Source organism: Sphaerimonospora mesophila (genome assembly GCF_001417795.1).
Classification (GTDB): domain Bacteria; phylum Actinomycetota; class Actinomycetes; order Streptosporangiales; family Streptosporangiaceae; genus Sphaerimonospora; species Sphaerimonospora mesophila.
Window position 1 is genome coordinate 56,149 of the sequence record NZ_BCBX01000037.1, and the last position, 10,431, is coordinate 66,579.

The 10,431-nt window shown below is 68.9% G+C and carries 9 protein-coding genes; 2 read left to right on the forward strand and 7 right to left on the reverse strand.

All coding sequences use genetic code 11. The features are described 5' to 3' along the window. Positions 1-27: 27 nt before the first annotated feature. From AP234_RS18015 to AP234_RS18025, 3 genes are read right to left on the reverse strand one after another with little or no spacing between them, the layout of a single operon-like run. On the reverse strand, positions 28-1,650 hold the full coding sequence (locus AP234_RS18015) for a pyruvate, phosphate dikinase (RefSeq protein WP_055480841.1): 1,623 nt from the start codon (positions 1,648-1,650) through the stop codon (positions 28-30). Continuing rightward, positions 1,644-2,273 (reverse strand): hypothetical protein, encoded by a 630-nt coding sequence (locus AP234_RS18020; protein ID WP_055480842.1) that lies wholly within the window; start codon positions 2,271-2,273, stop codon positions 1,644-1,646. Before AP234_RS18020 ends, AP234_RS18015 begins: the two co-directional genes overlap by 7 nt. Before the next feature lie 14 nt (positions 2,274-2,287). Continuing rightward, on the reverse strand, positions 2,288-3,421 hold the full coding sequence (locus AP234_RS18025) for a TetR/AcrR family transcriptional regulator (protein ID WP_055480843.1): 1,134 nt from the start codon (positions 3,419-3,421) through the stop codon (positions 2,288-2,290). 92 nt (positions 3,422-3,513) lie between these two features. Here AP234_RS18025 and AP234_RS38710 point away from each other — a divergent pair, with 92 nt between their 5' ends. Further along, the gene (locus AP234_RS38710) at positions 3,514-3,756 is read left to right on the forward strand and encodes an NAD(P)H-binding protein (RefSeq protein ID WP_055480844.1); all 243 of its coding nucleotides are present in this window, start codon (positions 3,514-3,516) and stop codon (positions 3,754-3,756) included. A 138-nt stretch (positions 3,757-3,894) separates the two neighbouring features. Here AP234_RS38710 and AP234_RS18035 read toward each other — a convergent pair whose 3' ends face one another. The 4 genes from AP234_RS18035 to AP234_RS18050 all read right to left on the reverse strand — a co-directional run bounded on the left by AP234_RS18035 (position 3,895) and on the right by AP234_RS18050 (position 9,092). Beyond that, positions 3,895-5,529, reverse strand: a complete 1,635-nt coding sequence (locus tag AP234_RS18035) for a GH39 family glycosyl hydrolase (protein WP_200926580.1) — start codon at positions 5,527-5,529, stop codon at positions 3,895-3,897. Between the two features lie 58 nt (positions 5,530-5,587). After that, entirely contained in the window at positions 5,588-6,403 is an 816-nt protein-coding gene (locus tag AP234_RS18040) for a carbohydrate ABC transporter permease (RefSeq protein ID WP_055480845.1), read from the reverse strand. A 109-nt stretch (positions 6,404-6,512) separates the two neighbouring features. Then, the gene (locus AP234_RS18045) at positions 6,513-7,466 is read right to left on the reverse strand and encodes a carbohydrate ABC transporter permease (protein WP_055480846.1); all 954 of its coding nucleotides are present in this window, start codon (positions 7,464-7,466) and stop codon (positions 6,513-6,515) included. Between the two features lie 300 nt (positions 7,467-7,766). Next, a complete protein-coding gene (locus tag AP234_RS18050; protein ID WP_055480847.1) occupies positions 7,767-9,092 on the reverse strand; it encodes an ABC transporter substrate-binding protein in 1,326 nt (441 codons plus the stop codon). A 192-nt stretch (positions 9,093-9,284) separates the two neighbouring features. On the opposite strand from AP234_RS18050, the gene AP234_RS18055 reads away from it, so the two are divergent. Then, entirely contained in the window at positions 9,285-10,328 is a 1,044-nt protein-coding gene (locus tag AP234_RS18055) for a substrate-binding domain-containing protein (protein WP_055480848.1), read from the forward strand. Positions 10,329-10,431 lie beyond the last annotated feature (103 nt).

Genomic DNA, 10,431 nt, shown 5'->3' on the forward strand with positions numbered 1-10,431 from the left:
GCAGGCAGGCCGGTCGGCGCCGCTCGATCAAGACGATCGGGCCTGACGGAGCGCGGCCTGGGCGGCGGCCAGGCGCTCGGCCTCCTCATGCTCAGAGTGATCGCCTGACACCTCGTCCGCCCAGGTGAGCAGTCGGCGCAGGTGCGCGTCCGCGGTGTCCGTGACGATCCCGGGGCTGCCGAGCGCGACCTCTCCGCTGGTCCCGTCGATGGTCACGAGCGTTCCCGCGCCGATGAAGCGCCCGTCGGCGCGGATCCCGGTCGGGCCGACGGCGAGGTCGCCGATCCCGACGACGGCGGGTTTCGCCATCGCCCGTGCCACGACGGCGGCGTGGCTGGCCGCCCCGCCGCGAGCGGTGACGATTCCGGCGGCCGCGGCCAGGCCGGCCATGTCGTGCGGGGACGTCTCGGGACGCACGAGGATGACCGGGCCGTCGACGGCCATCCTGATCGCCGCGTCGGTCGTGGTCGCGATCTTGCCGACGGCCGTCCCGGGGCAGGCTCCGATGCCGCGGGCGAGGATGTCGGCCTGCGCCGATGGCGCGATGCGGGGCGTGCGGGCGTGCCGCAGATGCTGTGGTGAGACCCGGAGCAGCGCCTCCTGTCGCGTGATCAGGCCCTCGTCGGCGAGCTCGGTCGCGACACGGACCGTCGCGCCACCGACGAAGCGGCCGGGCCGCGCCTGCAGCAGCCACAGCTCGCCCGACTGGAAGGTGAATTCGACGTAGCACGCATCGCGGTCGTGCCGCTCGATCCGGGCCAGGGCATCGACCAGCGCCGCCCACACGGCCGGTTCTCGCGCGCCGAGTTCACGCAGGGGACGGGTCGGCGTTCGGCCCGAGACGACGTCGTCGCCCTGGTGTCCGAACAGGACATCGCCGAACGGGACGTTCTCCCCGGTGTTGGGGTCGCGGCTGAAGGCCACTCCGGTGCCGCTGTGCTCGTCGCGGTTTCCGTACACCATCGCCTGGACGATCACGGCCGTGCCCAGGTCGTGCGGGATGCCGTGAAGCTCGCGGTAGGTCCGCGCGCGTGGTGTGTCCCACGAGGAGAAGACGGTCTCGACGGCCAGTTCCAACTGCGCGAGCGCGTCGTCCGGGACCGCGCGTCCGTGGCGCCGCTCGATGACCGCTTCGATCGCCGCGATCTCGCTCGTCAGCCGTGCCGGTCCATCGGCGGTGTCCCGCCGGGCGAGAACGCCGGAGTCGGCGGCGCCGCCCGTGAGCGCGGCGGCGAAGGTCGAGAGGAGCCGCGAACGCGACTCCAGGGCGAACCACGCGTCGCCGGTCTCGGCGGCGAGTGCCGTCGTGGCGTCGGTCGTGAGGCCCAGGTTGAGGATGGTGTCCATCATGCCGGGCATCGACACGCTCGCCCCGGACCGGACCGAAACGGCCAGCGGAGTGCGCGTGCCGCCGAACCGGCGTCCCGTCGCGGTCTCCAGGCCGCCCATCGCGGTGGTCAGCTCCGCATGAAGCCCGTCGGGGAGGCGGCCCCGGCGCAGGAACGCCCGGCACGCCTCGGTGGTGACGACGAACCCGGGCGGCACCGGCAGCCCCAGACGGTGGAGCGTCACCAGACCGTGTGCTTTGGCGCCCAGCACCTCGGCGGTCTCGTCCGGCCGCGCGCTCAGCGGGCGAACCCATCTCACCATCGTGAGATCCCGAGGGTGGCGAGCAGATCTTCGTGCAGCTCGGCCCACACAGTGTGGTATGAACCGATGCTGTCGGCGACGTACTCCAGCTCGCCCTTGCGGGCGCGATCGAGGGCATCGGCGAGCCGGGTTCGGTAGCGGGCGAACCGGGGCAGTGCCGTGGCCAGTTCGCCACATATGGGTACGACCCGGTCGTGCAGCTCGGTGAATCGGTCGAGGACCCGGGCGTCGTAGGCGGAATCACCGTGATCGTTGATGGTCGTCACACCGTCGACGGACCGTAGCTGCCAGGCCGTGCAGAGGTCGAGCAGCTCCGGGTTGAGCACCATGAAGCGCTCGTAGGACGCGGTCACCGCCGGGCGGGCACCGGCCGAGTCCAATTCGTGGCCGATGCGCTCGGCATCGGCGGCCCGGCCGGCCTCCGTGAGGCCCCAACCGCCGAACTCGCCGCCGAGACGCGTGACGTGGCCGTCGAGCGCGAGGTCGATCAGCTCGGACTCGACGTCGGACTCGTCCAGTCCCGTGGCCGCCGCGACGCGGGCGATGCCGGAGTAGCCGGCGCAGCGCAGGGCATGGAGCACCAGAAGTCGGTCGCCGTACTGCGGGGAATCGCTAGGGGACATGTCCTGGCCTTCGGTCAGCGTGTGTCGTGTACGGCGTCGATGGTCGAGACGGCGTGGGCGGCGCCTCGACCATGGGCTCGGGCGATGATCGCGCCATCTCGGACGCGTACGGCGGCTTCGGTCTCGTCGTCGACGTCGGGCAGGCCGGCGGCCGAGGCCACCGCGGCCGCGTCGTCGATGACCAGCCGCAGGTGCCGCCAGGTCCGGGAGGGGAACACCCGCCGCAGGCACGCGACAAGATCGCCGACCCTGAAGCGGATGAGGTTGCCGGTCTCGGCCGGGTCGCTCGTGACGATCACCATCGTGAGCTGCTCGCCTGGGCGTGCCGACCGGACCGCCTCCTCGGCGGCGCCCACCCGCCGGGCGCCCAGCACCGTGACCAGACCGTCGACGCCGACGTCCACCGGAGCGCCGGTGATCTGGTCGGACAGGCCATGGGGCGGTGTCCAGGGATCGTGGCATGCTGCGGCGGGCCGGACGTAGGGCAGGTACGGCGGCGCCCAGGTGTCGGCGAGGTCCAGGCCGGCCAGGTGCTCGCAGGCGCGGGTCTGGTCGAAGGGGTCGCCGAAACCCGGCGCGAGCTCGGCGAGCATGCCAGAACCGCTCAGCAACGTGAGGACGATCTCGGCCAGCCGCACCCGTCGCGGCGCGGCGTCGTCCGGCGTCGCGTCATCCGGCGCGGCTCCTTCCGGCTCGGCGCCCTCCCGCTCGCACGCCTCCAACGCGACCGCGAGCAGCAGCGCCTCCAGCCGCGCGACCTGGGCGAGCACGGCCCGGCCGGGCTCGTCGTCGATCACGTTCACCAGGGAGCGCAGGTGCAGGCGGCCCTCCGTCACGGTGTCCCCGGCCAGCGGCAGCCGCTCCAGCCAGGCACGGGCGAACGCGCCGAGCGCGTCGCGCGTAGACTCCGGCCGCCGAGGCGGTTCGACGGCGTCGGCGCTCTCGACCAGGTCGGTGAGCACCGCCAGATACAGCGCCCGTTTGCTGGGGAAGTTCGAGTACACCGCGCCCCGGGTCAGCTCCGCCCGCTCGGCGATCCGATCGACCTTCGCCGGGCCGTAGCCGTACTCGACGAACTCCCGCCTGGCCGCCGCCAGCACCGATGCGCGGGTGCGCGCCTGCTGCTGGGCCCGCGTGAGCCGAGCCATCACACCGCTCCCTCCATCGACGTACGGCAATCAGGATACTCTGACAATCCAGATGTTGTCATCATCTGGATTCGAATGGGCGCGCGAAGCCGGTGATCGCGGTGTTCGGCGCGTACGGGCACACGGCCGGGTTCGTGACGGCGGAGCTGCTGGAGCGTGGGTGGACCCCGGTGCTGTCCGGCCGGGACGCGACAAAGTCGGCGGCGGCGGCCGCGGCCCACCCCGGCGTGGAGTGGCGGCTCGCCTCGGCCGACGACCCTGCCTCGCTCGACCGCGTGATCGCCGGCGCGGACGCGGTGATCAACCGCCGTTCGGCGACACCGCGCCGCCGCTGATCGAGGCCGCGCTGCGCGCCGGGATCCGTCGTCACCGCCGGGGAGATCTTCGATGCGGAGGACTTCCTACGATCCCTGCCGCTGGACGAACTACGCCTCCCCGGCGCAGGGTGAGACGCCCGGCGTGCCGTCACACGGTCATGCCGACGGCCGCAACGACATCACCGCCCACGGCGCGAGTTCGACGTCGAGGTCCAGCACCCCGGTGTCGGCCACGGTGAGCGTGAACCTGCGGAGCGAGTCGGCGACCTTGCTCAGATGCTCGCTCTCGGCCCGCGACGGGTTGAGCGGAGACCCGAGCCGATACCAGGCCTCGGCGGCGTTCCCGTGCTCCCAGTCCATGATCTCGACGAGGAACGTGGTGCCCGGCTCCAGTCCGCCGATCGAGTGGCGGATCCGCCGGCTCGGCCCCATCTCGGCCAACACGCGTGCCGCGGCGTACGAACTCGCCGAGCCGACTCCCCTCAGGGCCATCTCCTCCGGGTAGTTGAAGAACACCGCTGACACGGCCGACGTCCGGCTGTCACGGGTCACGACCCCGTCGGACGTCGCGCGGAGCAGCCGGTCGCCGAGCCGTTCCAGCATCGCGAACGCGTGGAACGTGGGCTTGTGGACGCCGTTCTCGTTCACGAGGCCGAACCCGCCGTGGAACGGCCCGATCCCGGCGCCTCCCTCCTCGAACACGTCCGTGAAGGTCCAGTAGGAGATCGAGTCGGCGAGGGCGGCGCACTTCAGATACGACCGTGTGATGAAGGTCGCGGCGAACAGCGTGTCGTGGATGAAGTCGCGGGACGACGGCGACGACGACCACTCGGTGATGTGGATCTCCGCATCGGGATACGCGCTGTTCCTCACGAGCTCGCGCAGGAGGGTCAGGTCGTCGAAGGTGGCATCGGCGTACCGGGTGATCTGCACGCCCTCGCCGTTGGCGTCGAACGCGAAGTCGGTGGGGTAGAGGTGGGTCGAGATGAAGTCGATCGGGAGTTCGCGCTCCGCGCACCAGGTGATGAAGTCCTCGATCCACACCGGGCGCCAGTCGAGCGCGTCCACGTCGACGGCGGCGGCCGTCTCATGGGTCGCGGAGCGGTCCTCGACCTCACCCCGGTAGCGGTCGTCGGGCACGAAGACGCTCGTCGCGGGCCCGCCGACCTTCAACGCGGGATCGATCTTTTTGATCGCCCGCACGGTCTGCTCGTAAAGCTCGAAGTATTCGGTTTTCGTCCCGGTCCAGAAGTGGGGAACCAGGTTCGGCTCGTTCCACACCTCGAATCGCCACTCCCGCACCTCGGCGAGGCCGTACCGGTCGATCCAGTGCTCGACCGACCTCGTGACCAGCTCGACCCAGCGCGCCATGTCCCTGGGCGGGCTGCAGTGGGCGCCCCACCAGAACAGCGTCTCGGTCACCGTCGCCAGCTCGCGCGGCATGAAGCCCAGCTCGACGAAGGGACGGACGCCGCGGTCGACGATGAAATCGAACACCTTGTCCACATAGCTGAACGTGTAAACGGGCGAGGCAAGGCGCGTGTTCTGGCCGAAACCCCCGCCATAGCTCTCCCGATACACGAACATGTCGTCGTGAAAGAGGCCGTGAAAGCGGACGTACTGGAATCCGAAAGCGGCGACGACCTCGGCGAACTGCTGCTGCCAGTCCGCGCGCAGGGCTTCGTTCGCCCGTCCGGCGCCGACACACCTGCTCCAAACATGCGGGAACGCACTGTCGCCGCATGGCTCACCGTCGATACTGATTTGGGATTCGAATACGTTTTCGCTCACGATGGTCTCACTTCTCTTCTCAGAATCGTTTGCGGATCGGGAGGCGGTCGGACGCTCCCTAGCCCTTGACGGCGCCCAGCGACAGGCCGGACCGCCAGTACCGTTGCAGGCCGAGGAACGCGACGACCATCGGGATGATCGTCAGCAGCGATGACGTGATCACGAGATTCTGGATGAGGGCGCCGTTCCCGGCCGTCGAGCCCAGCTTGTTCCACTGACTGATTCCGACGGTCAGCGGATACCAGGCGGGATCCTTGAGCATGATCAACGGCAGGAAGTAGTTGTTCCAGATCGACACGAACGAGAAGAGCAGGACCGTCACGCCTGCGGGCGCGAGCAGCGGGAGCGCGATCTGCAGAAAGGTCCGGAACTCCCCGGCGCCGTCGATCTTCGCGGCCTCGAGCAGGCCGGTCGGTACGGCCTCGGCCGTGAACACCCACATCAGATACAGCCCGAACGGGTTGATGAACGACGGGAGGAGAATCGCCCACGGGGTGTTGGTCATGCCGAGCTGCGCGAACAGCAGGAACTGTGGGATCGCCAGGGCGATGCCGGGGACCGAGATGGATCCGAGCACGACGAAGAGGAACACCCGTTTGCCGGTGAAGTCGAGCTTCGCCAGGGCGTATCCGCCGAGGGCGGCCAGGAAGGTCGACACGGTCGCGCCCACGACGACGTAGAGAACGGTGTTGAGAAGCCACCGGGAGAAGATCCCGTCCTGGTAGCCGAACACCTCCACGATGTTGTCCCACAGGGCGAACTCGCGACCGGGCGCGAGCCCGAACGACGACACGAAGTCGGCCTGCGACTTGGTCGCGTTGATGACCAGCCACACGAGCGGCAGCAGGCAGTACAGCGTGAACAGAGCCGTCATCACGGTGAGAGTCGTGCTCTTCCTGGGATTTCCCACCGTGTAGAGCCGGCGGGCGCGACCGGAATGACGGGTCGGCGTGCCGGAGGCCTTCCCGGCTTCGACTCGCCGGCTACTGATCGGATGCATTCCTCAACCCTCTGATCTGGACGGCGTAGGCGACCGCGATCGTGATCGCCGCCATGACGAGCGCGAGCGCTGCCGCATAGCCCTGCTGGGACCCGGTGAACGCCAGGTGGTACGCGTACAGGTTGGGTGTGTAGAAGGTGGTGACGCCGCTGCCCGCGACCATCGAGGGCAGGATCTGCGGCTCGTTGAACATCTGGAACGTGCCGATGATCGAGAAGATGGTCGTGACGACCAGGGATCCGCGAAGTGCCGGCACCTTGATCGCGCGGACGACCTGGAACTCGTTCGCCCCGTCGATCGCGGCCGCCTCGTACAGCTCACGCGGGACGGCCTTGAGCGCGGCGTAGAAGATGAGCATGTTGAAGCCGGTGAACGCCCACGTCACCATCAGGCCGATGGAAATGAGCGTGGTCCCGGGGGCGAAGGGGTCGAGGTCCGTACCCAGGGCGTCGTTGAGGCTGCCGAACAGGCCGTACTTGACGCCGAGCAGGAATCCCCACATGAGGGTCGACACGATCGCCGGCACCGCGTAGGGGAGGAAGATCGTCATTCGCATGAACTTGGCGCCGTGCACGCGCATGCCGTCCAGGGCCAGTGCCAGCGCCATGGCGAAGATCAGCATGATCGGCACCTGGATGAGCGTGAACCGGAAGACGCGTCCCACCCCGTCCCAGAACTGCGGGTCCCGGAACAGCTTGCCGTAGTTGGCGAATCCGACGAACGTGTCGCCCCCGATGAGCTTCTGCTGGAAGAGGCTGAGGTAGGCGGCGTACAGGATGGGCACGATGAACACGAGCGCGAACAGCGTCCCGAAGGGCGCGATGAACGCCAGCGCGATCCGTGTCCTCCGGTGCTTGCGGGTCGCCGTCTGAGGCCGCTTCGCGTCCGGCGACGCCGTGGCCGGAGGGTCGGCGTCGAACCGACGTGCCAGGTCCATGTCCGTGTTCCTTCCGATCCGTCGCGGTGCCCGGCTCGCCTCTTCACCGGCCGCGGTACGGCGCCGGCCGCGGTACGGCGCCGGCCGCCACCGCACTCCGCCCGGACACTCCTTGGGAGAGTCGGTCCAGTGATCGTGGGCCGGTGTGGCGGGGAGCGGAGCGGGAGGGAGTGAGGACCGCATGCCGGGCCCCGCCCGGTGGGGCCTGGCGGCGGACCGGAGCTTCCTCCCGGCGCAGCGACCGGAGCCGCCGATCGGGAACCGACGTTTCCTCGGGGGTGTCATTACTCGGCCGATGCGCTAGTCCACCTCGAAGCCCTGCTCGTTGCCGTACTGGATGCAGCGCTGCCTCCACTGTTCGAGGATCTCGGCGAGCGAGCCCTTGCCCGTGGTGTAGAACGGCGAGGCGATGTCGCCGTAGATCGAGCGGGCCCACTCGAAGAACGGCGGGTACTGCCAGCCGCTCCCGACGATCTCCGAGGCCTCGGCGAGCACGGCGCCGACCTTCTGGTCGCCGAAATACTCGTTGGCCTTGCTCTGGAACGCCTCGCTCTCCAACACCGACATGTTCGGCACGAAGGCACCCGCTGCCACCCGGGACGCGAGACCGCCGCCGTGCGTGAAGTGCTCGAGGAACTTGAAGGCCGCCTCCTTGTGCTCGGCCGCCGCGGGGATGCCGAAGGAGCTGCCGCCGTTCGCCGCTCCGACCTTCTCTCCCTGCTGCCACTGCGGCATCAGCGCGACCCTGAAGTCACCGGCGGCCTGCGGCGCACGCTCGGGCAGCGTCGAGGTCAGCCAGCCGCCCATGGTCTGGGTGGCGAGGGTTCCGTCGTTGAGCGCTCGGTTCCAGTCGTCGGACCACCCTGTGATCTTGGTGTTGACCAGGTCCTCGTCGAGCATCTTCTGCCAGAAGGACACGGCCTTGGTGGTTCCGGCGTCGGTGAAGTCGATGTGCACCTTGTTGCCGTCCACCTTGAACGGACGACCGCCTGCCTGCCAGATGAGCGAGAGCAGGAAGAAGAGGTCTCCCGTGTCCTGCGCGATGTAGTGGTCGTCGCCGAGAGCGCGCACCTTCTTGGCGGCCTCGTAGTACTCGTCCCACGTGGCGGGGGGCTTGTTCATGCCGGCCTTCTTGAGCGTGGCCGCGTTGTAGAACATCGCCGAGGGTCCGTAATCGGACGGTAGCGCGTAGACCTTGCCGTTGACCGTGACGTCGTTCCATGCGGCCTCGACGTAGTCCTGCTTGAAGTTCTCGACGCCGAACTCTCCGAGATCGGCGAGTTTGCCGGGAATGGCGAAGTAGGGCACCGCGAAGTACTCGAACATCACCAGGTCGGGTACGCCGGAACCGGCCTGGATGGCGTTGTCGAGCGCCTGGTACTCGTCCTGCGACGAGCCCGCGTTGACGACCTCGACCTTGATGTTCGGGTTCGCGGCCTCGAATCCGGGGACGGCCTGTGCGACGGTGCCGTCCCAGCTCCAGACCGTGATCTTCACCTGTTCTTCACCGCCGCCGCCGGCCGCATCGCCATCGCTCGAGCCGCCCCCGCCGCCGGAGCATGCGGCCAGCGCCAGCATCGGCACGAGTACCGCGGAAAGGAGCCTTACTTTCCGGGAGAGCCCCATGAGCCTCTCCTCTCGTCCTTGGCTACGAAACTATTTCGCAACTTATTCGGTGTTGCCAGGACAGTAGGTGCCGCTTCTGTCCTGTGTCAACGGGTAGGAAAGACAGAAATCACCGACAACAACGGGATAGCGGCGAAGGGAAAGGTAGCGTGGTAGGTTCGAAATAATTTCGTAGCCCCGAGAGGAGCCCTCATGCGACGGCGAGGTCGTTCCGAGCGAGCCACCCTGGCGGATGTCGCCCGACTGGCCGGTGTCTCGCCGACGACCGCCTCGAAGGTCCTCAACGGGCGTAGCGACGTGGGGACGAAAACGCGTGAGCGTGTCCTCGAAGTCATGGCCGAGATCGGCTACAGGCCGACGACGGCGCGTCACGAGCAGACACGGGACCGTTCCCTCGTCACCGTGCTCGACATCGTGGAGTCGCGTTACGCCGGGACCGTGCTTCAGGGGATACTCGTGGCCGCGACCTCCGCGCAGGCCGAGCTCCTCCTCCGTCTGCCGCCCGACGAGCCGATCAGCACGAGCCGTACGGCGGCCCGCGCCTGGATGGCGGAGCAGAAGGAGTCCGGCGTCGTCGGCATCATCGCGCTCGCCGTCGCCGTACCCGACTCGGTGCTCCTCGCCGCGGAGGATCTCGAGGTGGCCGTCGTGACGATCGACCCGATCGATACGACCGAATCACGCGTCGTCAGCATCGGCTCCACCAACTGGGCAGGCGGTCGTTCGGCGACCGAGCACGTCATCGGCCTCGGCCACCGCAGGATCGCCTGGATCGGCGGCCCGCTGGGCTCCGCCCCATCGGTGGAACGCTTCCACGGGTACCAGGCCGCCCTCGACTCGGCCGGCATCACGCCGGACCGCGCGCTGATCCGCCACGAGGCGTTCTCCGTCGAGGCGGGGCTCCGGCACGGCCGCGACGTCCTCTCACTCGGTGAGCGGCCGACCGCGATCGTCGCGGGCAATGACGAGATCGCCGTCGGGGTCCTCGCCGCGGCCAAGGAGCTTCAGATCGCCGTCCCGGATGAGCTGTCGGTCACCGGGTTCGACGACACGCCGCAGACCCAGTGGACCGCGCCCCGGCTCACGTCCGTACGGCAGCCTCTCGTCGGCATGGGCCGGATGGCCGTCGAGACCGTCCTCGGCATGGCGGAGGGCGTCCAGCCCGCCTCCCGGCACCTCCAACTGGCGACGACCCTCAGCGTCCGTGACTCGACCGGCCCCGCCCCGTCGTCCTGATCCGCCCAGGCCCGGATCCCGGGTATCAGGTCGCAGGTCTCAAATCTCAGGTCGCAGGTCTCGGATCTCAGGTCCGGATCTCAAATCTCCGGTCCGGATCTCA

Excerpts from the sequence above, each read along its gene's own strand:
- AP234_RS18055 (WP_055480848.1), top strand. The coding sequence starts at position 9,285 with ATGCGACGGCGAGGTCGTTCCGAGCGAGCCACCCTGGCGGATGTCGCC.
- AP234_RS18050 (WP_055480847.1), bottom strand. The coding sequence starts at position 9,092 with ATGGGGCTCTCCCGGAAAGTAAGGCTCCTTTCCGCGGTACTCGTGCCG.
- AP234_RS18045 (WP_055480846.1), bottom strand. The coding sequence starts at position 7,466 with ATGGACCTGGCACGTCGGTTCGACGCCGACCCTCCGGCCACGGCGTCG.
- AP234_RS18015 (WP_055480841.1), bottom strand. The coding sequence starts at position 1,650 with ATGGTGAGATGGGTTCGCCCGCTGAGCGCGCGGCCGGACGAGACCGCC.
- AP234_RS18025 (WP_055480843.1), bottom strand. The coding sequence starts at position 3,421 with ATGGCTCGGCTCACGCGGGCCCAGCAGCAGGCGCGCACCCGCGCATCG.
- AP234_RS18040 (WP_055480845.1), bottom strand. The coding sequence starts at position 6,403 with ATGACGGCTCTGTTCACGCTGTACTGCCTGCTGCCGCTCGTGTGGCTG.
- AP234_RS18020 (WP_055480842.1), bottom strand. The coding sequence starts at position 2,273 with ATGTCCCCTAGCGATTCCCCGCAGTACGGCGACCGACTTCTGGTGCTC.